Raw genomic sequence first — 23,564 nt, 5'->3', positions numbered from 1 at the left:
ATCGTGCGCATCCAACGGCGGCCGTCACGTCCTGTTCGGATCGGCTCCATCGGCGTCGGCGGCGACGCTTCGGTTTCGGTGCAGTCGATGACCAACACCGACACGCGGGATGTGGCCGCCACGGTGGCCCAGATTCATCGTCTGGAGGCGCGCGGGTGCGACCTGGTCCGCTGCGCGGTAGTTGACGCCCAGGCGGCGGCGGCGCTCGGCGAGATCGTCCGCCAGATCCATATTCCCCTGGTGGCGGACATACACTTTGATCACACGCTGGCCCTCGCGGCGCTCGCCGCCGGCGTCCATAAAATCCGCATCAATCCTGGAAACATCGGCAGCCGCGACAAAGCACGGCGAGTAGTCGAAGAGGCCAAGGCCCGACAGGTGCCCATCCGGATCGGTGTCAATGCCGGCTCTCTGGAACGGGACATTCTGAAACAGCACGGCCATCCCACGGCGACGGCGCTGGTGGAAAGCGCCATGCGGCACGTGGCCCTGCTCGAGGAGTTGGATTTTCACGACATCGTGATCTCCCTGAAGGCGTCCGATGTGCCGACCACCGTTGCCGCCTACCGGGACATGGCCCGGCGCGTCCCGTACCCTCTGCACCTGGGTGTGACCGAGGCAGGCACCCAGGCGGCGGGGACGGTGGTTTCAGCCATCGGCATCGGCGCGTTGCTGCTCGACGGGATCGGCGACACCCTGCGGGTGTCGCTCACTGCACCGCCTGAAAAGGAAATCGACGCCGGTTTTGAAATTCTAAAGGCACTGGGCATCCGGCAGCGCGGTCCCCGCTTTATCTCGTGCCCCTCGTGCGGCCGGACCGCCGTCGACCTGATCGCCATCACCGAAGCGGTGGAACGGGAGCTGGCCGACGTGCAGGCGCCCATCACGATCGCCGTCATGGGCTGTGAGGTCAACGGGCCCGGTGAGGCGGCCGAAGCCGACATCGGGCTCGCCTGCGGCCGGACAGCCTCGCTTGTCGTGGAGAAGGGCCGAGTGGTGAAGAAAATACCTAACGACAACCTGGTGGCGGCGTTCGTGGCCGAGGTTCGGCGCTTCCTCGCCGAACAGCCGGCCTCCAACCAGGAAGCGGACCGGAGGGCGTGATTCATGCGGGCCGTGGTTCAACGGGTGTCGCGGGCGGCGGTGCGGGTGGACGGCCTGGTGACAGGGAGCATCGGCCGCGGCATTCTCCTCCTGTTGGGGATAGGGCATGACGACACCTTGGCCGATGCTGAATTAATTCTCAAGAAAACACTTGAGCTGAGAATCTTCAACGATCCTATGGGAAAGATGAATCTATCTATCCAAGACGTGGGGGGAGAGCTGTTGGTCGTCTCCCAATTTACCCTGCATGGGGATTGCCGGAAGGGCCGTCGCCCATCATATTCCGATGCCATGGAACCGGCGGCGGCCGAGCGGTTGTACAACGAGTTCGTCCGTCTGGCCCGCCTCGGCCCTGTTCCGGTGGCGACCGGCGAGTTCCAAGCCGATATGGACGTGGAACTGGTCAACGACGGCCCGGTCACCCTGCTGCTCGACAGCCGGAAGGTCTTCTAGGCACATCCGGATGTGTGTGCCTCTGAGCTAAATTGCGAATTGCATTTACGGGTCGCATTGACTATCATATCCGGTTATTTGCCTGAACCGAGGACAGCATGCCCCATATTCCCCTGAAATACGCACCGCAGCTGATCTGGCACGGAACGCGGAACTTTTTTTCTGGCCGTCCGGTGGTCATATCCTTTGAGACCACCCTCTCCTGCAACGCCAACTGCCGGCATTGCGACATCGAGGGCCACCGCCCCGACGAAGAACGGATGAGACCGGAGGGCTTCCGGAGATTCATCGACCAGTTCCACCCGCCGGTGATCCAACTGTCCGGCGGTGAACCGCTCCTCCGGGACGACCTGCTCGATGTGGTTCGGGCCGTCAAGCTCAATCCCTTCTTCCCTTACACGATCCTGGTCTCCAACGGCGCGCTGATGACGTTGGAGCGCTACCGGGCGTTCCGCGAAGCGGGGGTGAACCAGTTCTCCATCTCACTGGACTTTCCCGATTCCCGACATGATGACTTCCGACTGATCCCCGGCTTGTACGACATCTTGGATGAGGTGATCCCGCAACTGGCCGCCGAAGGCCATGGCGATGTGGTGCTCAACACCGCCATCACCTCGGCGAATGTCGGCGAGCTTGAACACATCATCCAGACGGCCGACCGCTGGGGTGTCTGCCTGAGCTTCAGCATCTACACGCCGCTCCGCACCCGAAACCTCGAGTACGTCGTGAGCAAAGCCGAAGACCTCGACGCTGTGGAGCAACTGTTCGCGCGCTGCAAGCGGCGCCAGGGCGTCTATCGCCGGGTGGTAAACTCCCATTACAACCTGGATGGCATTATGCGATTCATGCGTGAGGGCAACATCCCCAACTGCAGCGCCGGCATCCGGTTTATGGTGGTTCGACCCGAGGGCAACCTGAATCCCTGTTCACTCCAGCGGATCAATTTCGATACCCAGGACCGCATGGCTCGAGAATTCTCCGCCCACAACACCTGCGGCGGCTGCTATGTGTCGATCCGGTCGTACGTCGAGATCTCGTTCGCCCAGTTACTGTGGGAGAACATTTCGATGCGGGTTTTCAACCAAAACTCCCAGTGAGAGGGTGGACATGAATATAACCGTGGCGTGGGACGGAGGTCTGGCGTTCACGGCCGCGCAGGACGGTCATGCCATCCGGCTGGATGCGGCCCTCGAACACGGCGGCCGCGACTCGGGGCCGCGGCCCAAAGGCTTGCTGCTGACCGGATTGGCGGGTTGCACCGGAATGGACGTGGTGAGTCTGCTGACCAAGATGCGGGTTTCATTCACCCGCTTCTCGGTGGAGGTGTCCGGCGACCTGACCACCGATCACCCGAAGATCTTTTCCCGGATCCATATCCGGTACATTCTGGCAGGCCCGAATATCGCGCGTGACAAAGTGGAGAAAGCCGTCAACCTGTCGCAGGAAAAATATTGTGGAGTTGCCGCGATGTTGCAAAAGGCCTGCCCCATCACCCACGAAATCATCATCCAGGACTGACTGCCCGCGACATCGGATTCCTCTCGATCACCCGATAATTTTGTTATTGATGCGGGAAACTTTAAGTTAAAATAACCCTCTTTTTTATCGAAACCAACCTTCCGAGGAGACATGATGAAGAAACTGACCGCCACCGTGATGATCATCGGACTGATCCTCTCCATCGCCCCACTGGCCGCGATCGGCAAGACCACTGTCGCATTTACAGAATCCGAGTACGCCAAATCGCTGAACCTGAAGTTGAATTTGCAGAAGCCCGACCTGAATGCCTATGTCGGCACCGGCAAGGAAATGATCGTGATCAAGACTAAGAAGGAAATCGTGTACTACGAGCGGTTTACCTGGCTGAGTTCCGCCATGCCGACCGATGAATCCGTCCGCCATGCCGCCTACATCAATTTTCTGTCTCAGGCGGCCGATATTCCCAGCGGCACTCCCGAGTATGATCAACTGGCTGCCACAGTGAAGTCGAACACCGCTGAGTTCATTCTGCGGGGCCTGTTCCAGGTCCGCGTCCGTGCCGAGAACGGCGACAAAGGCGCCAAGCACTTTGTCGAAATCTACGTCAAGTAGGATTAATCATCTGCATGGAGCCGTTCCTTCGGGACGGCTCTTTTTTTTTGCCAATCCATAACCCAAGCACCGAGCACCCCACCTCCGACACAGCCGAACCAGACCGCCAGCAGCCAGCTGAATCCGGTCAGGACTGCTCCGAATCCCACCAAGGCACCCGCCAGACTTAGCCCGGCAGCCATTCGGTTGCCAATCCGCGTCCCCTGACCGGCCACGGCCAGCAGAAGCAGCGGACTGACAGCCGCGGCATAAATCTGGTATCCCGTCAGGAGTGCCCCGATGATCGATGGGTAGATGAGTGCGGCAACCAGCGCAACGAGCAACACCAGGGGAACCGCGACGCGCATCCGGCGTCGAAAAGCGTCCCGATCCGGGTGGGCCGACTCCGGCGACACCTCCATGACCAGGATCGAGGATGCCGTCAGCAGGCAGGTATCCGCCGAGGAGATGACGGCGGCCAGCAGGCCTGCGAGCACCAACCCTTGCCCCCATTCGGGCAACACGGCGACGGTCAGGGTCGGCAGCAGGGCATCCCCTCTGGTAACGGGCAAGACCGTTGCGCCGATCACACCGATGGCGGAGATCCAGAGGCTGAACGGAATCAGCAGCGTACCGCAGGCTACCGCCGCGCGACGGAACGTCATCGCGGTCCGGGCGCAGAGAAACCTGGAAAAGATGTCCGGTCCTGTGGCAAACAGGATGCACGTCACCAAAGCCAGGGATAAGTAATCGCCGCCCCGGGAGGGAAGATCGGCAATGAAATCCGTCCAGCGCATCTGCAACAGCGCAGCTGACTCTCCCGCTGCCAGCGACCGCCAAGCCGCCACCCCCAGCATGGTGATGCCGATGGTCAGCGCCCCCAATTGAAGCAGATCCGTCCGCAAGACCGATTTTTGCCCGCCGGCCGTCACATAGGCACCAAGGAGAAAGGCGGAGACCGTCATCGCCAGTGGCGCGGGGCAATCCGCCACCGGCCCGACAATCCAACCGATGGCCAGCAATTGAGCGGCGATCACGCCGATCCAGCCCGTGACGATGAGCAGCCCGGACAAACGCCGGACCAGCGGACCGAACTGGATGCCCAAATACTCCGGCACCGTGTAGACCGTCTCGGCTTGTCGCAGCCGTCGCGCGGCCCAACCGGCGACGATCAGACCCAGCGCACCGCCCCACAGCCACGCCGACGCGCCAAAACCGCTTGTCGCCGCCATGCCGCAAACTCCCAATGTGGCCGAGGCGCCGACAATTGTCGCTCCCAGGCTGCCGAAGACCTGCCAGAATGCACCCCGCCGGCCGGCCACGAAATAATCGTCGGGCCGACGGGAGGCGCGGACGTGCCAGAGTCCGGCGACAGCGACAGCCGCCAGATATACGATGATAATAAGCGCGCGGACCAAGCCAGCCTCAGGCGTCGGGTTTGTCGCCGGAGGGAGTGCCCACGCCATCTTTCCGCAGCAGGACGAACAACCAGTATCCCAAACCGACCACCAACACCAGGATCACGGCGATAAGCACCGTCCGTTCCACCTGTGCCCGGCGGGAGGTGCCTGCCTGAGGGTCATAGTCCGGATTGCCGGTGACCGCTCCCATGGTGACCTGATTCCGGGCCTGATCGGCCCAGGCATCGCTGTCACCGAAACGTTCGATGTCATAGTTGGGGGCGCGGACCGACCGGGCGCCCACCATCAGCCGGTACGGTTGCCGCGCGTCGTCGGCCACGAAGAAAATCTCCCGGGTCGGGCTTTCAAACGACAGCGAGCGGATTTCCAGCGGCGGGCTGTCGCCGTTTTCGATGGCGATCCGGTAACGCGCGATACCGGTACCCGGCAGATCCAGCTGCAACCGTCGCTCCGGCTGTCCGCCGAGTGGGAATGCGCAGATGGTGCCGCTGGCAAATGGTTGCCAGCTCCCGTCGCGGCCGTCGAGGCTGCTCTCTACGGTCACTGCGCGGTAGAAAACCGGCGTAGCCACGTCGAACAGTATCCGACCGGCGGGCAGGCGCACGGGCACATGGATCACCGTCTGCCGGCTGGCATTCTGGGCGGTCGGCACGGGGCGCAGCAGCCAGCGGTCGATGCGGGGGCCGCCAGGTTCCGCCTGCACCGATCGTCCGAGGACGGTGTCGATGCGAAGCTGCTTCGCCCAGCTTCGGCTGAAGATGATCTCCAGACCCGTGGCGGTGACTTGCACAGTGTCGCGGTTCTCCGGCATTGTCTCGGAATCCGTGATCCGCAGAACCAGCACCCGCGCATCGGTGGCGGGAAAATCCACCCGGGTCCGTCGCAAGTCCACGTAGGATGAAAAATCATAAATCGTGTCCTGGCCGATGACGGGTCCGGCGGCATTGTTCGCCATCACCGTGACCTGTTTCCGGAAGTCCCTTTCCGGAATCGTGAGTTCGATCCCGTTCACAGCGCCCATCGCCTCAGGAACCGTGACAACCAGTTGAACGCCGCCCCGGCTCTGTTCGTAGCCGGTGATCGTGAGGGGGGCTTCGGTTGTCTTTGGCTGCAGGCGGCTGAACCGGACGACGAACGGAATTTCACGCCCATCGGCGTCGAACAGCCGCAGGTCGGTCAAATTGGATTCGCTACGGGACAACAGTTCCAGTGGAAGTGGGATTCGGCAGACGGCATGCCGCCGGATTGAACCCCGAATTTCCGCCTGATATTTGAACTGCTCCGTCGTGGGGCTGTCCACCTGGGCCAACGCCGTTCCGGCGGCGAGCGCCAGCCACATGCCCACCAGCAGATGCCGGCTCATGATTGTCCCTCCGGGTTGCCCCCCTCAGGCCGCGGCCCCAAGAGCACTTCCTTGTAGCGGTGGTAGAGATACGATACGCCAACCAGCAGCAACCCCAGGACGAAGCAGGAGATGATACGATAAGGGGTTTTCACTTCGGCCATGTCCCAGATGAGCACCTTGAGGATCGTCAGGCTGAACAACGCCAGCGACAGCCGACGCAGCGACGGCCGGTTCCACCGGAATCCCAGCAGCATGAGCATCACCGAGTACAAGCTCCAGAGCACAGATACCGCCGCAAACCGTCCGGTGGGCAGGTAGTCGTAGAAAAACGCGCTGACCTCAAGGTTGAGCAGGCAGAACAGCAGCCCGCTCCAGCCGATCGCGGCCAGAGTGGCCAGCGTGCTGCGCAGCACCTGATGCTCCGGACGCGGCAGGTAGTACTTCACCAGCCGGTAAAACACAATCGTCAGTCCGATGACCACCGCGGCGGACAACCAGCGGTCCGCCGCGCAACTCATGTAACCGGCCGGGAAGTAGAGGCTGCCCAGATCCAGATCGAAATTGTCGAGATAATCCCAGAGCAGCAGCTTGCCGCCGGCCAGGGTCAGCACACCGGCGCCGGCGAGCTGCAAGCTGGGGCGGGCCAGCCGCAGGCCCATCCAGACAAGCGCGACCGCCTGTGCTGCCCAGAACACGGTGATCCAATGGTCCGAGAAAATGATGGGCACGGTGATGAACAGGAACAACATCGCCTTGGCCAGCAGCACGACGAACGCGCCTAGGCTGCGCTGGCCCCGCCGCTCCAGGAAGGCGGCCAGGGCGAGAAAGATGAATGCGTAGGCCACCGATACGACGCTGGCCCAGATGCCGTCCGAGCGGTCGGCGATGAGCCCGTAACTCACACCGAAGGCGAGCAAGGAGTTCGGCGTGATGATCAGGAAACCCCACAGGCGATCGATCCGGCCGCGAAAGCACTGGTAAGCAAAGGGCATCAGGGTGTAGATGAGGTAAAAGATGTTCAGGAAGATGATCGCCGGCCAGAACTTCGACACATTGTAGTGGTTGACACCCCAGGCGAAGTAGATGATGTACGTGAAAATGAAACCCAGAGCGTTCAGCAAGGCCCACTGCTTGCGAAAGGCAATGGCCAGGAGGCCCAGGTTCAGAACCGTGAGGTAGGTCATCAAGGCGATCTGGTTGTCCTGACCGGTGCTGAGCAGGAGTGGGGTCAAGAAACCGCCGATCATCGCCAGGGCCGCCAGCCATTTGTTGTCATAGACTACTGCCAGGGCGCAGCCCAGCGCCGTGATCAGGACCATGACACCGAAGGCAAGGGCCTGTCCGAATAGTTGATAGATCTGGAAACCGGCGAATGTCGCGAAATAGAGAACCGCCACGCCGCCGCCAGCCAGACAGAGCCCGAAAACCCGGTAACCCCGACGGCGGAAGAGCTCTCCTGCAACGAGCAACCCGATGCCCCATACAAACGCGAGCGCGACCCGGCCGGCCGGACCGATCCAGGCTCGGTCAAAGGAGTACTTCAGAAAGTACCCCACAGCCAGAACAATGATGATCACACCGATGGCCAGGATCCACTTCTGCCCCAGGCGGACCTCCATCTCCGGCGCCCGGGCAGCAGCGTGCAGCGTTTGTTGGGAGGGAGCGATCGGCGCCGGGGCGGGCTCTGTTTTCGGCTGCTGCTCCGGTGTCGCGGATTGGTCCGCGGTGAGCGTCCCGGCTGCCTGGGGTTTGGGCTGAGATTCGGCCGAGGCAGCCACCAAGCGTTCGCTCAAAGCCGTGACGCGACCATCGAGTTGGTCCAGGTTCTCCCACACCCCGCGAACCTGCTTTCGGACGACCTGCAGCTGTTGCCGCAATTCCTGAAAAGCCCGGATCCGCTCCAGGTCGTCATCCGAAAACCTGTGGCCGCACTGCATGCAGTGCCGGGCCAATTCGGCGATGCTCGCATGACATTGGGGGCACTTCACGACAACCTCCTCGAACCGATTCGAATGATGCGGTGCACGTTGGGAACATTGTCAGCGATACCCCCACCGATGTCAATTGCATCAGGGCCACGCCGCGACACCACCCCGCGGCGGCTTGCATAAAAATAAAAACAGGGCCGCCTGGATTCAGGCATGCCCTGTAAAAAGATGGTGCCGAGGGACGGAATTGAACCGCCGACACAGGGATTTTCAGTCCCCTGCTCTACCGGCTGAGCTACCTCGGCCACCGCTTCGAAGCGATATCGCCAACCCCAAAGAACCGAGCGAAGGGCTGGATTATAAAGACGCCTCCGGGCCCTGTCAACTGCTTTTTATCCCGTCGTCGTGTTCGAGTTCACATGCAGATCACGGCAGGGACGGGATTTACCGCCTTCGCCGCCGGCAATACGGATTGCAATTCCGCACCCCATCTGCTAGATTGGACAGCTTGACAGGAAGCGCAGATGTACAAGGGTAACCGGATCACAGTGGTCATCCCGTGCCTCAATGAAGAGGAAGGGATTCCGCTCGTCTTGAAACAGATTCCCAATTTCGTGGACGAGATCCTTGTCGTCGATAACGGTTCCACGGACCGGACCGCCGACATCGCCACATCATATGGCGCCACGGTCATCCAGGAAAGCATCCGCGGCTATGGGCGGGCCTATAAGACCGGCCTGGCCAACGCGCGAGGTGATATCATCATCACCCTGGACGGCGACCACTCCTACCCTGTGGATGCCATTTCATATCTCATAGAGGCTCTGCTCCACTCCGGCGTCCGCTTCGTCTCGGCCTCCCGGTTTCCGGTGCAGAATCCCGCGGCCATGTCCTTCAAGCACAAATTCGGCAACATCGTGCTCAGCCTGTGCCTGTCGCTGCTCTACTTCCGCTGGGTGCGCGATTCGCAGTCGGGCATGTGGATCTTCTACCGTGATATTCTGAAGCAGTTCCGGCTCCGCAGCGACCTGATGGCGTTTTCGGAAGAGATCAAGATCGAGGCCATTCGCAACCGGGAAGTCGGATTTCGAGAGATCCCCATCAACTTCTCGAACCGGATGGGCGAGATCAAACTCCAGCCGTGGCGGGACGGCTTCCGCAACTTGCTGTTCCTGTTCCAGAAGCGGTTCCGGCCGTGAGCACGTCGCCGCCAGCCTGTCCGATCTGCGGGGCTGCGGACTCCCGCCGCTGGCTGGAGAACTCCGATTTCCTCTTTCACACGACGTCCGCTGTCCATACCCTGAACCGCTGTCTGACCTGCCGATGCGCGTTCCTGCACCCAATGCCGGAACCCCGGGCGTTCGCGGATGCCTATCCGCGCCCCTACTGGTGGATCGCCCGAGAGCGGCCACGGGACCTTTCGCTCAAGCTGGAGACGGTCTACCGGGAGACGGTGTTGCGCCATCATGTTCACGTGGCCCGGCGGCATCTGGCGGGGCCTGCGCCGAAGGTCCTCGATGTGGGCTGCGGCAGCGGCACCTTTCTCCATGTGCTTCGCCGGGTGACCGGAATCGTGGGCGAAGGACTCGATGTCTCGCCCGATGCCGCCCAAGCGGCCCAGGCCACTTACGGACTGCGGGTGCACGCCGGTGACATCGACACCGCCGATCTGCCCGAACAGAGCTACGACCTCATCACGCTCTTCCACGTGCTGGAGCATCTGCCGCGGCCCGGTGACGCGCTGGCCCGCGTCGGCCGTTGGCTGGCGCCCGGGGGCACCCTGCTGCTGCAGGTTCCCAACCTGGACAGCTGGCAGTGCCACTGGTTCGGCCGGCGCTGGAGCGGCCTGGACATCCCCCGCCACGTGGTGAGTTTCCGGCCTCGCGCCCTGGCCGACCTACTCCGCCGGACCGGTTACGAACCCGGTCCGCCCCGGTTCTTCTCGCTGCGAGACAACGCAGCGGCGATCGCCACGTCGCTGGCTCCCGCCCTGGACCCCGTGGCGATGGCCGTCCGCGGCGACAACCGCTTGGCGCTGACCCGAAAAGTGCTATACTTTTCCCTGCTGGCGGCCGCGCAGCCACTGGCTGTGCTGGAGGCGATGGCCGGCCGCGGCGGCACGTTCTTTCTGCCGGCCCGCCGAATCCTGAACCCACGGAGTCACCTATGAGCCAGATGCATCACATCAACATCGTCTTCACGGGTGGGACCATCGAAAAGATCTACGATGAGGTCCAGGGCGGCATCGACAACATCGAGAGCTGGATCGACCGCGAATTCCCGCCGCTGCGGCTTCCTTACGTCCGGCTGCATTCGCTGCGGCTCATGAACATCGACAGCCTCCAAATGACCGACGAGCACCGGCAGGTCATCGCCCAGACCATCCAGCGCCTCCAGGAAGACGGCCGGCCCATCGTCATCACCCACGGCACGGACACAATGGTGGACACCGGCCGCTACATCAAATCGCACCTGCCGCAGATCAAGGTCCCCATCGTCCTGACCGGCGCCATGCTGCCGCTGGTGGTGCAGAACAGCGACGGCATTCAGAACCTCACCGAGGCGCTGTTCGCCACGAAATTCCTCCCCGCCGGCATCCACATCGTCTTCCACAACGAGGTCTACGACGTGGACCGGGTCCGTAAAAACCGCCAGGCCAAAACCTTCGAACGGATTGAGAACAGCGGGCAGTGATCAGTCCCCAGCCGGCGGCGCCTCGTCTCCCAACGTCGACCGATACTCCAGTCGGGCTTCCAGCAAAGCCAGCCGCTGGGCCAGCACCTGATTTTGACGGGTCAGTTTGGACATCGCCAGCCCCTGGTGCAGCACAATCGCGAACAGGAACAGGATCGCCAGATAGAACACAAGCGACGGGGGATAGTAGATTCCGACGAGCTGGGCCAGCCGGTTCAGCCAGCCTTCCGACAGGATGAGCACCTGGATGCAGACGATGGCGGCCAGCCAGAGGAGGGAGTATTTTTCCTTCAGCTTCTCCCGCCTGAGGAAATGAATGATGGCCAGCAGGAGCAGGCCGTTGATCGCCGTGGTGAAGATCTGGACAAACGTCATGCGCACCTCCGGCTCAGTAGCGGATCATATCGATCAGGATGGCCAGCGTCACTTTCACCATGTAATACCCGGAGCGCAGGAACGTGATCGACGACATGCCGGCGGAACGCTCCCGCATGGTCACCGGCACCTCGTCGACGCACATCTTCCATTTGTACAGCATGATGATGACCTCGGGCTCCGGATAGTCGTCGGGGTAGAGGCGGCAGAGACGCTGCATGGCCCGGTGGCTGTACAGGTGGAACCCCGACGTGGCATCGGTCACCCGAAATCCCGTCAGCGTCCGGATCAGCCGGCAGAGGAAACCGATGGCGAGCCGCCTCAGCCAGGAAGATTGAAAACCGGCGCGGGAGAGAAAGCGGGAACCGATCAACAGGTCCGCCGGTTGACGGCGGAGATGATCGAAGAAGCGGTGAATGTCGCTCGGATCATGCTGGCCGTCGCCGTCCAGGCGGAGCACCCAGTGGAATCCTTCGGCCAGCGCGTACGCGATTCCGGTTTGGATGGCGGCGCCGATACCCATGTTGAACGGCAACGTGACGACGATCGCCCCGTGGGCGCGCGCCACGGCAGCGGTCCGATCGGTGGACCCGTCGTCGATCACCAGCAGGGTCGCCGCGGGAAACTCGCGGTGGAGTTCGTCCAGGACGGCGCCGAGATTCCCCTCCTCGTTGAACGCGGGGATTAGAAAGAGCACTTCCCGGGGATCGAACGGCCGGATCATCGCCGCATCCTCCCGCGGTTCCCCCGCCCGCTCCGGAGGCCTGGCGTCAGGAAGCCGAGCACCCACCCCGCCATGCGCGCGAACGCCCGAAGTGTAAACGCGGCCAGGCCGAGGGGCCACAGACCAAATTCCCGCGCCTCGCGGGCAACGCCCGCCGCGGCCCATCCTTCGAGCAACAGGAGGGCGCCGGCGGTGCCACCCGCCATCCAGCCGGCCCATGGCCCGCCGACTGCGGCCGGCAGGGCGGCTGCGGAAATCCCCATCGCCAGCACGACATCCAGCATGTCCCGCGGCCGGGTGTAGTCGTCGCCGGACACGAAGGTTGGATGCTTGCGGTACAGCCGGCTCCGCCAGAAGCCGTGGATGTATTGCGTGCGGAGATACGTCCCGATCCGTTCCGGGTGGTGATGGGCCACCCGGCAGCCGGGACGGAAGGCAATCCGGTAACCGGCCTGGCGAATGCGGTACGACAAGTCGTTATCCTCGGCGCTGGCGGTTGGGAACGACTCGTCGAAGCCGCCCACCTGTTCCAACACGGTGCGCCGCACTGCCAGGTTGTAGGTGCCCCCGGCCCTTACGAACGCGGGCATCCGCCGGTGGCGGTAGGCGATTTCAGCCTGGATGAGCCGGGCCAGCGGTTGATCGTCGTTGGCCGCTGCGTAACCGCCGGCCACTGCCCCCACGTCCGCGGCATCCAGACCGGCGAGCAAACCGACAACCCACCCGGGCGGCGGAACGCAGTCGGCATCGGTGAAACAGACCACCTCACCAGCAGCCCGGCGCCAACCGGTGTTCCGGGCGGCGGCGGGACCGGCGTTCGGCTGCCGAATCACCGTGACGCCCCGCCGGCTGATGCGCTCCGCCGTGTCGTCGATGGACCCGTCGTCCACCAGCACGAACTCCAATTCGTGCCCACCCGAATCCAACTGCTGCAGCGCATCAAGCGTTCGCTCGATATATCGGGCGCTGTTGAAACACGGCACCACTACCGCAACCTTCATGGCCGGCGCCTCCCCCGCAGCCGTTCCAAGTTGTACCGCAGGTAGCTCCACGCCCCGTATGCCTTGCGCCGAACGTCTCCCCAGGAACGCACCGCCATAAGCATTCGGAGCAGCTGGCGCGGCCGGAGGTAGAACTCGCGCAGGCCGCGGTCGATCAACTCGTCAATCTCTGATTTCGCGAGTTGCGGATAGCTCAGCAGGGTGACCTGCTCGCCGTCGGCGCTGATCCACTCTGTCCAGTCTCTCGGTACCAGAAAGCCGTTTGCAACAGCCCAGCGGTACATCTCGGTGCCCGGATAGACGCAGATCCCCGAAATCTGGATCGTGTCCAGCGGCAGCCGTTTGGCGAACGCGATGGTCTGAAGAGCCGACTCCCTGGTTTCGCCCGGCGCGCCAATCATGAAACAACCGTGGACGATGAAGCCCAGCTCATGCGACCGGCGCGCGAACGCCTCGCTCTGCTCCAGTGTCACGCCCTTGCGGACGGCATCCAGGGCGGTCTGGGTGCCGAATTCGAATCCCGTCATGAGCATCCGGCAGCCGGCGCGCCGCATCAGCGGGAGCAGGTCCAGGTCCATGTCCACCCGGGCATTGCAGCTCCAGGCGATCCGGATGTCACGGCGCAGGATCTCCTCGCACACGCCCGCGACGTGGGCGCGCGAGGCCACAAAGGTGTCGGTCTCGAACATGATCTCGCGCAGCCCGGGAAACAGTGACAGATCATGCGCGATTTCGTCCACTACCAGCTCCGGTCGACGCATGCGCAGCCGGTGTCCCACCATGAGCTGGGGGTCCTGACAGAAGGTGCAGTGCGCGAAGCAGCCCCGCCCCGAGAGGAGCGTGAGAAAGGGATACATCTTGCCGGCGTCGCGGTACCACTCCGGTCGCACGTGGTGCCAGGCGGGAAACGGCAGTTCGTTCACGTCCAGCGGCGGAGGCAGCGGATTGTGCGTCACTCCGCCGTCACCCTGAAAGGAAATTCCGGCTAAGGTCTTGTCATCCGGCCGTTCGACCAGCTCGCGCAGAATGAAATCGTATTCACCCCGCACGATTCGGTCCACCGCGCCGGCAGCGATCCGGAAGCTGTCGTCCGGCTCGGCCGAGACGTGGTTGCCCACCAACACCGTGAACGCCCCGGTGCGCCCCTTGATCGATCGGGCCAGACTGATATCGCTGTATATGGAGGGCGTCGTGGTGTGCAGCACGGCCACATCCGGCCGAAAGCCGTCCGCCGCTTCCCATATATCCGATGGTTTCAGATTGAGGGCGGCGCCGTCGATGAATCTCAGATCGTGTCCTGCTGCTTCCAGCACGGCCGTGGCGATAAGCAGGTAATCGGGATGACGCTGGACGCGGCCGCGGGAACGAGCCGCCCAGCGGGCCGATCGGACGAAATCGTCCATGAACGGAGGATTCAGGATCAGGATTCTGGCCATGCGTTGCCATTATAAACCGGTATCCCGGCGTCACCCAAGGTCATTCGTCCGCGGCGGTCTGCATTCCGGGCTTGACAGGACGGCGTCATTTGTATATAAATGAGCCCGTTGCGCTGCCGGCCGGCACTCGATGACCGCCTCTCGCGCGGCTACGCATGCGGACAACCTGCTGATCTGCAGAGAGTAATGATCAACCACCGAACACTAACGCGAGTATTAGGAGCCATACATCGATGAAACGGACATTCCAACCCAACAATAGGCGCCGCGCCAAGACTCACGGTTTCAGGGCCCGGATGACCACCAAAGGCGGGCGGAAGGTGCTGGCCCGACGCCGGGCGAAGGGTCGCCAGCGCCTGGTGTGCAACTGATCGTGATTTTCGATCCGGATCACACGTTCACCCGATATCATCGGATCCGCAAGCAAACAGAGTTCTCGGCGATATACGAACAGGGTGTCAAACTCGATTCGGCCCTGTTCGTTTTATATTACACGATCAATCCGTTCGCGTACCACCGCCTGGGCACCACGGTATCCCGCAAAATCGGAGGGGCGGTTGTGCGCAACCGGGTGAAGCGACTGTACCGGGAGATGTTCCGGAAGAACAAACCGCTGGGGGTACCCCACTTCGACCTGGTGCTCAACGCGCGCAAGGCTTCGGCGACGGCCACCTATGCCGCACTGGAAAAGGAGTACCGGTTGAAACTGGAGCGGCTGCCCCTGCAGGATGTGCCCAAGTGATCCGAACCATGCTCGTCGCCGTGCTGACCGCCTACCAACGGGTCGTCTCCCCGCTGCTGCCGCCCGCCTGCCGGTTCCATCCCACCTGCTCCGAATATTTCCGGCAGGCTGTTCAGGCGCACGGCGCTTTGCGTGGCAGCTGGCTGGGCGTGCGCCGGCTGGCCAAGTGCCACCCATTCCACCCCGGCGGATATGATCCCGTGGATCCGGGCGAATTCCGCTCCTTGGAGTCCCGATGGAAAAACGTCTGATTCTGGCCATCATCCTGTCCGTCGTCGTCTTGGTCGCCTATCAGATGATCTTCGTGAAGACGCCGCCGCCGAATCCGGCGGTGCCGCCGGCTCAGAAAGGCCAGGCGGGACCACCGATGCCGGAAACACCGCCTCCTGCCGGGGCGTCCGCCCCCCAGCCCGAGGCACCCGCGATGGACGCCGCCCCGCAGACGCCGGCGATGCCCGAAACCCAGGCGGAGCCGCGCACGGTCACCATCGACTCCGAGCACTTCACTGCCCGGCTGGACAACCGCGGCGCGGTGCTCCGCAGCCTGGTCCTGAAAAAGTATCACGACGACGGCAAAGGCGGTGTGGAGCTCATTCCCTCCGTCCTGCCATCCGACTATGGTTCCTTCCTCACATTGTACCTGCCGTCCCAGCCGGACCTGGAGACGGAACTCGCCCGCCTGATCTACCAAGTCGATGAGGAGACCGTCACCGAGGCTCGGCGCAGCATCCGCCAGGTCCGCTTCACCTACCGCCGGGCCAATCTGGAAGTGGAAAAACGCGTCAGTTTCGCCTCGGATTCACCGTACGTCATCGGTGTGCAGTGCCGGGTGGTATATCGCGGCCAGGTGCTCGCACCGCTGGTGCAGATCGGTCCCGGGCTCACCGAGCACGACCTGGTGCCCGCCGAACAGTATCAGACGCCGCCGCAGATCATCTATTTTGACGGCGGGAGCACGTCGACGCTGGACGGACCGAAGGTCAGCGACGAGAAGGACGGCCAACAGATGATCCGGGGCAGCCTCAAGTGGGCCGGAGTGCAGACCAAGTTCTTCGCCGCTCTGGCCATGGGCGCCTTCCCCGAGATCCGGGCGACCAACCGTGTATGGTCCCACACCGCCAAGGACGGCGCAGCCAAGACAGCCCACGTCGTCTCTGTTTTCTTCCCTGCCGGATCCAATGCAGGCATGATCCCTGTCTACTTCGGCCCCAAGTCATATGACATCATGTCGGGCATCTCGACCGACCTGGCCCAGGCCATCGATTTCGGCTGGTTCAGCATCATCGTCAAACCGCTCTACTATGCCCTGCGCTGGCTCAACCAGTACGTGAGCAACTGGGGCTGGTGCATCGTGATTCTGACCTTCTTCATCACCCTGGCCCTGTTCCCGATCCGCTTCTTCCAGATGAAGAGCATGAAGCAGATGCAGAAGATCCAGCCGCAGATGAAGGCGATCCAGGCCAAATACAAGGGCTCCAAGTCGGCCGAGGACCGCCAAAAGATGAACATGGAGATGATGCAGCTCTACAAGGAGCACGGCGTCAATCCCATGAGCGGCTGCCTGCCCATGGTGGTCCAGATCCCCTTTCTCATCGCCTTCTACAACCTGATCGACAAGTCCATCGAGTTCTGGCGACAACCGTTCGTGTTCTGGCTCAAGGACCTGTCCGCGCCCGATCCATACTGGATCACGCCCGTGGTCATGGGCCTGACCATGATCATCCAGATCAAGCAGACCTCGGCCACCTCCCCCGCACCGGACAGCAAAGTGCAGCAGGCCATGATGACCTACATGATGCCGGCCATGATGACCTTCTTCTTCCTTAACATGTCCAGCGGCCTCGTGGTCTACTTCCTGTTCAGCAACGTGTTCGCCTGGCTCATGCAGAAGGCCGTGGAGAAATTCCTCCCGTCCGGCGACCCGGTTAAAGGGAAAAAGGCGAAAGCCAAAAAAGCCGTCACCCGGTGATCGGTTCAGATGCGCCCGCTTCGGCAGGATGACACCATCGCCGCGGTGGCCACGCCACCCGGGCGGGGCGCCATCGCCGTCGTCCGCGTCAGCGGCCCTGAGTCCGGCTCCCTGATCCGCAGGCTCTTCCGTCCGGAGGGACGACGGCGGCTCGTTCGCAGCCGGGCCGTCCTCGGCCGTCTCATCGACCCCACCGACGGATCAATCATCGACCAGGCGGTGGTCACCACCTACCGTGCGCCCCGTTCCTACACCGGCCAGGACATGGCCGAGATATCTGTCCACGGTTCCCCGGTGATCGTTCGGGACATCCTTCGCCTGTTGCTCCATTCCGGCGCCCGGCTGGCGGAACCCGGCGAATTCACCCTGCGCGCGTTCCTGGCCGGCAAACTGGATCTGACCCAGGCCGAAGCGGTCCGCGACGTCGTGGCGGCCCGCACCCTGCATCAGGCGCGCGTGGCGGAACGGCAGCTGGCGGGCAGCATCTCCCGTTCCCTCCAGCCGGTCAAAGACGAACTGATCGCCATCATCTGCACCCTGGAGACGGAGGTGGAGTTCGGCGAGGACATGCCGGAAGAACACCTCGCACGCGGTCTGGGCGAACGTCTCAGCGCCGTCTCGAAGCAGCTCGCCTCAATCACCGCCGGTTTCCGCTACGCCAGGCTCCTTCAGGACGGCTTCAGCCTGGCCATCATCGGCGGAGCCAACGTCGGCAAATCCAGCCTGTTTAACCGGCTGGTGGGAGAAGAGCGCGCCATCGTCACCGAACTGCCCGGCACCACGCGGGATGTCCTGCGGGAGCCCATCCAGATCGAGGGACTCCCCGTCACTGTCTTCGACACGGCAGGCCTGCGCGCATCGGACGACCGGATTGAGCGGCTGGGCATTGAAAAAAGCGCCGCGGCCGCAGCCGATGCGGACGTTATCGTGTTCGTGATCGACGCCAGCCGCGGCTGGGAACTTGCTGACGGCGAACGCCTCGCCGCAGTCCGGCCGCACGGGGTGCTGCTCGCGCTGAACAAATCCGATCTGCCGATCCGCACGACTCCTTCGTTCATCCAGGCGGCACGCCCCGCAACACCGGTGGTGCTCGTTTCCGCCCGGACCGGCGCCGGCCTCGACGAGTTGCGTCGCCAGATCCGGCTCCTGGTGGCGCCCGAAGACGGCCTCCCTGCGGACGACGCCATCATCGTCGGATTGCGCCAGCAGACCTGCATTCGCGAATGCCTGCAGGCGCTGGAATCCGCCGCTGCAGCTCTGGCCGCTGGCGAGAGCGAGGAGTTCCTGCTCTACCACCTGCGACGCTCGCTGGCGGCGTTGGACACCCTGACCGGCGCCACGGCGGTGGAAGAGCTCCTCGGCCGGATCTTCGACACCTTCTGCATCGGCAAGTGAGGATTCGTCTAACTGGAATCTCGACTTGATCTTGCGCCGAACGGTTCTTGACAATTTCTTCAAACTCTTCTACGATCTTCGTAATATCAAACATATGGACTCATTCGCATGACCACCAAAATTGGCGATCTTCTGCTAAAGGAAAAACTCATCTCACCCGAGCAGTTGAATCAGGCTCTCGAGCACCAGAAAAAATACGGCGGCCGGATCGGCTCCATCCTGGTGGAGCTGGACTTCGTGACGGAAGACGACATCACCAATGTGCTCAGCCACCAGTACGGCGTTCCGTCGATCAACCTGGATTATTTCGAGATCGATCCCGATGTGGTCAAGCTGATCCCCCTGGAAACCGCCCAGAAATACCAGGTCATCCCGCTGAGCCGGGTCGGTTCCACCCTGACCATCGCCACCACGGACCCTTCGAACGTGTTCGCCATGGACGACATTAAGTTCATGACGGGTTTCAACATCGAGCCGGTGATCGCCTCGGAGGGCGCCATCACCCGAGCGATCGAAAAATACTACGGCACGCCGCACGCCATCGAGCTGAAAAAGGTATACGACCAGCTCACCATTGAGGAGAAGAAGGACGAATTCGACCTCGAGGTCGAGGAAGAACAGGAACAGATGGATGTGGACGAGCTTCAGCGCTCCAGCGAGGAAGCGCCCATCATCAAGCTGGTGAACCTGTTCATCGCCGACGCCATCAAGCGCGCGGCCTCCGATATCCACATCGAGCCTTACGAGAAAGACTTCCGGATCCGGTTCCGGATCGACGGTGTGCTCTACAACATCATGGCGCCGCCCATGAAACTCAAGGACGCGCTCACCTCCCGCGTCAAGATCATGGCCAAGCTGGACATCGCCGAGAAGCGCCTGCCCCAGGACGGCCGCATCAAGGTCAAGACCACGCTGGAGGGCAAAAAGATCGAGATCGACTTTCGTGTCTCCTGCCTGCCCACCATCCACGGCGAGAAGATCGTCATGCGCCTCCTGGACCGCAGCAAGCTGATGCTGGACATGACCAAGCTGGGCATGGAGCCGACATCCCTCAAGTATTTCGAGGACGCCATCACCAAACCGTACGGCATGGTGCTGGTTACGGGCCCCACCGGCAGCGGCAAAACCAACACCCTCTACTCGGCCATTAGCCGACTCAACACCACGGATGTGAACATCATCACCGCCGAAGACCCGGTGGAATTCAACCTCGGCGGCATCAACCAGGTCCAGATCCACGAGCAGATCGGGTTGACGTTCGCCGCGGCGCTGCGCTCGTTCCTGCGGCAGGACCCCAACATCATCCTCGTCGGCGAGGTCCGCGACTTCGAGACGGCGGAGATCGCCATCAAAGCCGCCCTGACCGGCCACCTGGTCCTGAGCACGCTCCACACCAACGATGCGCCTTCGACGGTCAACCGTCTGCTGAACATGGGTATTGAACCGTTCCTCGTTTCCAACAGCCTGCTGCTGGTCGCCGCGCAGCGTCTGATCCGCAAGATCTGCACCAATTGCAAAGCCGAGGTGAAGGTCCCCAAGAAATCACTGGTGGACCTGGGGTTCACGCCTGAGGAGGCGTCCAGCGTCACGGTCATGCATGGCCAGGGGTGCGAACACTGCAACAACACCGGTTACAAGGGCCGCATCGGCCTGTTCGAATGCATGGCCATCAACGAGGAGATTTCGGAGTTGATCCTCATCGGCGCGTCAGCCCGGGAGCTGAAGCGCAAGTCCATCGAATTGGGCATGATCACGCTGCGCCGCAGCGGTCTGCTGAAGATCAAGGAAGGGATCACGACCATTGACGAGGTGGTCCGCGAAACAGTCAAGGACTGAGACAGTCCGCGCATTTTCAACACTATATTGAACAAAAGTTGTTTGATTGTTGAAAAATGTTATAATTCGATTGCATATCCTCGAATCTGAAAACGGAGTCCTGGCATGATTTCGTTACCCGAGTTACTGCGCAAGTTGAAGGAACTGGGCGGCTCGGACCTTCACCTCACCACCGGTTCACCGCCGCAAGTTCGTATCGACGGCCGACTGCGGCCGCTCGATCTCCCGTCCATGAATGCCGCAGAAACCAAGCGGTTGGCTTACAGCGTCTTGACGGACGCCCAAAAGCACCGCCTGGAGGAGAACTTGGAGTTGGACTTCTCGTTCGGCGTCAAGGACGTGTCCCGGTTCCGTGGCAACATCTTCTATCAGCGCGGCGCCATTGCGGCGGTCTTCCGTCTGATACCATTTGAGATCAAGAGTTTCGAAGCCCTTGGCCTGCCCTCCATTCTGGCCACTCTGTGCGAGAAACCCCGCGGGCTGATCCTGGTGACGGGCCCCACCGGCAGCGGCAAATCCACGACGCTGGCCACCATGATCGACAAGATCAACCGGGAACGCCATGACCACATTGTCACACTCGAGGATCCCATCGAATTCCTGCATCCGCACCGCAACTGCATCGTCAACCAACGCGAGATCCAGAGCGACACCCACTCGTTCACCAACGCGCTGCGCGTGCTGTTGCGGCAGGATCCCGACGTCGTGCTCATCGGTGAGATGCGTGACCTGGAGACCATCGAGTCCGCTCTGCGCGTGGCCGAAACGGGTCACTTGACCCTGGCCACGCTGCACACCAACACCGCCGTCAGCACCATCAACCGCATCATCGACGTTTTTCCCGCCCATCAGCAGCAGCAGATCCGCACCCAGCTGTCCATGGTGCTGGAAGGCGTGTGCTGCCAGACGCTGTTGCCGAAGTTGGGCGGCGTCGGCCGCACGGTGGCCTTGGAGGTCATGATTCCCAACTCGGCCATCCGCAACTTGATCCGCGAGGACAAGGTGCACCAGATCTACGGTTCCATGCAGGCCGGACAGGAAAAGCACGGCATGCAGACATTCAACCAGGCGCTGGCCACCTTGTACCTGAATAAGCAGATCGCGCTGGAAACGGCCATGTCGAAATCGCCGAATCCCGTTGAACTGGAAGATCTGATCAAGCGGGGTGTCGGTGTCGTCGCTTCGGCCGGCGCGGGGCAGATGGCCCGACCGCGGCCGCAGCCCCCGACGGGACGCAGCTGAAAAAACCACTGAGGGAGACGGGTATGCCCACATACGTCTTTCGCGGCAAGCATCTGGTCACCAACGCCATTGTCTCGGGGGAACGTTTTTCTCCGAGCAAACAGGCTCTGATGACCTTGTTGCGCAACGAGCAGATCAATCCGCTCAGCGTCAAGGAAAAGGGCAAGGAGATCGCACTGCCCACGATCAAGAAGCGTGTTTCCGACAAAGACATTGCCTTCTTCACCCGCCAGTTTGCGGTCATGATCGACTCCGGCCTGCCGCTGGTGCAGTGCATCCGGATCCTGGGCATGCAGCAGGAGAAAGCCACCTTTCAGCAGGTGCTGCTGCAGGTTCAGCGTGACGTGGAAGCCGGCCAGTCGCTCTCCGACGCCATGGCCAAACATCCGAAAGTGTTCGATGCCCTCTACGTGAACATGGTCCAGGCAGGCGAAACCGGCGGTATCCTGGACACGATCCTCAAGCGCCTCTCCGCCTACATGGAGAAGATCGTCAAGTTGAAGGCGGCCATCAAATCGGCCCTGATTTACCCGGCCGTGGTCATCAGCGTGGCCATCATCGCCGTCTTTCTGCTACTCTGGCTGGTCATTCCCACGTTTGCGTCATTGTTCGAGGGATTGGGCGCCGAACTGCCCCTGCTGACCAAGATCGTCATCGGCACGTCGCATTTCATCGCCCGCTTCGCGATCCTGATCATCATTCTTATCGGCGTCATCGCCTATGCAATCAAGAAGTGGTACGACACTCCGGCCGGTCGCGAGGTGATCGACCGCCTGCTGTTGAAGATCCCCATCGTCGGTGTCCTGCTCCAGAAGATTGCCATCTCCCGGTTCACTCAGACGCTGAGCACCCTGATCACCAGCGGTATTCCCATCCTGGAAGCGCTGGACATCACCTCACGCGCCGCCGGCAACGTGATATTCGAACAGGCGATCAAGAAGGTCCAGACCGAAATCGAGGCCGGCAAGAACCTGACCACTCCGCTGGAGGAGACCGGCATGTTTCCCACCATGGTGATCCAGATGGTCAACGTCGGCGAACAGACCGGCGAGCTGGACTCCATGCTGGAGCGCGTCGCCTCATTCTACGAGGACGAGGTGGACCGCTCCGTCGCCAACCTGATGAGCCTGCTGGAACCGCTGCTGCTGGTGTTCCTGGGCGTGACCATCGGCACCATCGTGGTGTCCATGTACCTGCCCATGTTCACCCTCATCTCCCGGTTGGCCGGCGCTCACTAAGCACCGTCTGAAACCGTCAACCCTGGAAACACTGACTGTTTCCAGGGTTTCTTTTCTCATGGACGATTTCAAGCACAAGCTCAACTTGGTGATTGTGATCCGGACGATCCTGATCACCATCATCCTGACAACCATCTACGTCACGGCGTTTTTCTATCCCCAGCACCGGCTGGCCACGGCGTTCTACGGCGTGATGCTCTCGGCGTTCGTCATCAACATCCTGCTGGTGTTCTTCAACAAGCTGCCGGCGCGGTTGCGGCCGGCGGCGGTCTACGTCCACCTGCTGTTCGACTTCACGCTGGTCAATTTCATCGTGTTCATCACCGGGGTGGTCGAGACGCCGTTCTCACTCCTATATCTCTTCATCATCCTGTATTCCAGTCTGTTCCTGCGGTTCGCCGGGGTCAGCGTGATCACCGTGCTCAGCTGCCTCAGCTTTCTGGGCATCAAGTTCATTTACTTCTTCGTCTTCAACCCGGTCGACGAGTTGTGGGAGACAGTGAAGGCGTTCATCCTGGCTACCGAAGTCAACCTGATGGGCTTCGCTCTGGTGGGATTCCTCATCGGTTTGCTCGCTGAGCGGTTGCGTGT

24 protein-coding genes and 1 tRNA gene are annotated in these 23,564 nt (G+C 61.9%); 17 read left to right on the top strand and 8 right to left on the bottom strand.

Features of this window, described 5'->3' with window-relative positions:
- The first annotated feature begins 9 nt into the window (after positions 1-9).
- The 5 genes from ispG to GX414_13080 all read left to right on the top strand — a co-directional run bounded on the left by ispG (position 10) and on the right by GX414_13080 (position 3,648).
- The gene (gene ispG / locus GX414_13100; GenBank protein ID NLI48036.1) at positions 10-1,104 is read left to right on the top strand and encodes a flavodoxin-dependent (E)-4-hydroxy-3-methylbut-2-enyl-diphosphate synthase; all 1,095 of its coding nucleotides are present in this window, start codon (positions 10-12) and stop codon (positions 1,102-1,104) included.
- A 3-nt stretch (positions 1,105-1,107) separates the two neighbouring features.
- Positions 1,108-1,557: a D-tyrosyl-tRNA(Tyr) deacylase gene (locus GX414_13095; protein NLI48035.1), complete on the top strand. Its 450-nt coding sequence runs from the start codon at positions 1,108-1,110 to the stop codon at positions 1,555-1,557.
- Between the two features lie 98 nt (positions 1,558-1,655).
- Positions 1,656-2,654, top strand: a complete 999-nt coding sequence (locus GX414_13090) for a radical SAM protein (protein NLI48034.1) — start codon at positions 1,656-1,658, stop codon at positions 2,652-2,654.
- Between the two features lie 10 nt (positions 2,655-2,664).
- The gene (locus tag GX414_13085) at positions 2,665-3,075 is read left to right on the top strand and encodes an OsmC family protein (GenBank protein ID NLI48033.1); all 411 of its coding nucleotides are present in this window, start codon (positions 2,665-2,667) and stop codon (positions 3,073-3,075) included.
- A gap of 114 nt (positions 3,076-3,189) precedes the next feature.
- The gene (locus tag GX414_13080; GenBank protein ID NLI48032.1) at positions 3,190-3,648 is read left to right on the top strand and encodes a hypothetical protein; all 459 of its coding nucleotides are present in this window, start codon (positions 3,190-3,192) and stop codon (positions 3,646-3,648) included.
- Between the two features lie 2 nt (positions 3,649-3,650).
- On the opposite strand, the gene GX414_13075 is transcribed toward GX414_13080, so the two are convergent.
- The 4 genes from GX414_13075 to GX414_13060 all read right to left on the bottom strand — a co-directional run bounded on the left by GX414_13075 (position 3,651) and on the right by GX414_13060 (position 8,626).
- Entirely contained in the window at positions 3,651-5,045 is a 1,395-nt protein-coding gene (locus tag GX414_13075; GenBank protein NLI48031.1) for a sodium:solute symporter family protein, read from the bottom strand.
- Between the two features lie 7 nt (positions 5,046-5,052).
- Positions 5,053-6,411, bottom strand: coding sequence for a DUF3999 domain-containing protein (locus GX414_13070; protein NLI48030.1), 1,359 nt, complete (start codon positions 6,409-6,411; stop codon positions 5,053-5,055).
- Complete coding sequence (locus GX414_13065; protein ID NLI48029.1) at positions 6,408-8,381, bottom strand: DUF2339 domain-containing protein; 1,974 nt, start codon at positions 8,379-8,381, stop codon at positions 6,408-6,410. Before GX414_13065 ends, GX414_13070 begins: the two co-directional genes overlap by 4 nt.
- Positions 8,382-8,550: 169 nt before the next feature.
- Positions 8,551-8,626, bottom strand: a tRNA-Phe gene (locus GX414_13060).
- A gap of 219 nt (positions 8,627-8,845) precedes the next feature.
- Between GX414_13060 and GX414_13055 the strand changes: the two genes are divergently transcribed.
- Genes GX414_13055 through GX414_13045 form a run of 3 tightly spaced genes read left to right on the top strand, consistent with a single transcriptional unit; the run spans position 8,846 to position 11,015 of the window.
- Positions 8,846-9,520 (top strand): glycosyltransferase family 2 protein, encoded by a 675-nt coding sequence (locus GX414_13055; GenBank protein NLI48028.1) that lies wholly within the window; start codon positions 8,846-8,848, stop codon positions 9,518-9,520.
- Complete coding sequence (locus GX414_13050) at positions 9,517-10,491, top strand: class I SAM-dependent methyltransferase (protein ID NLI48027.1); 975 nt, start codon at positions 9,517-9,519, stop codon at positions 10,489-10,491. The genes GX414_13055 and GX414_13050 overlap by 4 nt, the downstream gene beginning before the upstream one ends.
- Complete coding sequence (locus GX414_13045) at positions 10,488-11,015, top strand: asparaginase (GenBank protein ID NLI48026.1); 528 nt, start codon at positions 10,488-10,490, stop codon at positions 11,013-11,015. Before GX414_13050 ends, GX414_13045 begins: the two co-directional genes overlap by 4 nt.
- On the opposite strand, the gene GX414_13040 is transcribed toward GX414_13045, so the two are convergent.
- Genes GX414_13040 through GX414_13025 form a run of 4 tightly spaced genes read right to left on the bottom strand, consistent with a single transcriptional unit; the run spans position 11,016 to position 14,551 of the window.
- Positions 11,016-11,390, bottom strand: coding sequence for a DUF2304 domain-containing protein (locus GX414_13040; protein NLI48025.1), 375 nt, complete (start codon positions 11,388-11,390; stop codon positions 11,016-11,018). It abuts the gene before it with no gap.
- 13 nt (positions 11,391-11,403) lie between these two features.
- Positions 11,404-12,114 (bottom strand): glycosyltransferase family 2 protein, encoded by a 711-nt coding sequence (locus GX414_13035; protein ID NLI48024.1) that lies wholly within the window; start codon positions 12,112-12,114, stop codon positions 11,404-11,406.
- On the bottom strand, positions 12,111-13,115 hold the full coding sequence (locus GX414_13030; GenBank protein ID NLI48023.1) for a glycosyltransferase: 1,005 nt from the start codon (positions 13,113-13,115) through the stop codon (positions 12,111-12,113). The genes GX414_13035 and GX414_13030 overlap by 4 nt, the downstream gene beginning before the upstream one ends.
- A complete protein-coding gene (locus GX414_13025; protein NLI48022.1) occupies positions 13,112-14,551 on the bottom strand; it encodes a radical SAM protein in 1,440 nt (479 codons plus the stop codon). Before GX414_13025 ends, GX414_13030 begins: the two co-directional genes overlap by 4 nt.
- A gap of 233 nt (positions 14,552-14,784) precedes the next feature.
- On the opposite strand from GX414_13025, the gene rpmH reads away from it, so the two are divergent.
- The 9 genes from rpmH to GX414_12980 all read left to right on the top strand — a co-directional run.
- The gene (gene rpmH / locus GX414_13020) at positions 14,785-14,922 is read left to right on the top strand and encodes a 50S ribosomal protein L34 (protein ID NLI48021.1); all 138 of its coding nucleotides are present in this window, start codon (positions 14,785-14,787) and stop codon (positions 14,920-14,922) included.
- Entirely contained in the window at positions 14,913-15,293 is a 381-nt protein-coding gene (gene rnpA, locus GX414_13015; protein NLI48020.1) for a ribonuclease P protein component, read from the top strand. Before rpmH ends, rnpA begins: the two co-directional genes overlap by 10 nt.
- Positions 15,293-15,544, top strand: coding sequence for a membrane protein insertion efficiency factor YidD (gene yidD, locus GX414_13010; GenBank protein ID NLI48019.1), 252 nt, complete (start codon positions 15,293-15,295; stop codon positions 15,542-15,544). The genes rnpA and yidD overlap by 1 nt, the downstream gene beginning before the upstream one ends.
- Positions 15,529-17,262, top strand: coding sequence for a membrane protein insertase YidC (yidC, locus tag GX414_13005; protein NLI48018.1), 1,734 nt, complete (start codon positions 15,529-15,531; stop codon positions 17,260-17,262). Before yidD ends, yidC begins: the two co-directional genes overlap by 16 nt.
- A 9-nt stretch (positions 17,263-17,271) precedes the next feature.
- The gene (mnmE, locus tag GX414_13000; GenBank protein ID NLI48017.1) at positions 17,272-18,657 is read left to right on the top strand and encodes a tRNA uridine-5-carboxymethylaminomethyl(34) synthesis GTPase MnmE; all 1,386 of its coding nucleotides are present in this window, start codon (positions 17,272-17,274) and stop codon (positions 18,655-18,657) included.
- Positions 18,658-18,765: 108 nt separating this feature from the next.
- Positions 18,766-20,493 carry a type IV-A pilus assembly ATPase PilB gene (gene pilB / locus GX414_12995; GenBank protein NLI48016.1) on the top strand — a complete coding sequence of 576 codons (1,728 nt, stop codon included), beginning with the start codon at positions 18,766-18,768 and terminating at the stop codon, positions 20,491-20,493.
- Positions 20,494-20,598: 105 nt separating this feature from the next.
- Positions 20,599-21,735: a type IV pilus twitching motility protein PilT gene (locus GX414_12990; GenBank protein NLI48015.1), complete on the top strand. Its 1,137-nt coding sequence runs from the start codon at positions 20,599-20,601 to the stop codon at positions 21,733-21,735.
- Positions 21,736-21,758: 23 nt separating this feature from the next.
- Positions 21,759-22,973, top strand: coding sequence for a type II secretion system F family protein (locus GX414_12985; GenBank protein NLI48014.1), 1,215 nt, complete (start codon positions 21,759-21,761; stop codon positions 22,971-22,973).
- Positions 22,974-23,031: 58 nt separating this feature from the next.
- Positions 23,032-23,564, top strand: a 533-nt coding sequence (locus GX414_12980) for a hypothetical protein (GenBank protein ID NLI48013.1), incomplete at its 3' end; no start/stop codon positions are given.

The sequence above is a fragment of the Acidobacteriota bacterium genome (genome assembly GCA_012517875.1).
Taxonomy (GTDB): Bacteria; Acidobacteriota; JAAYUB01; order JAAYUB01; family JAAYUB01; genus JAAYUB01.
The sequence above is the reverse complement of the archived record's forward strand: the minus strand, read 5'-3'. Positions and strand labels throughout refer to the sequence as shown.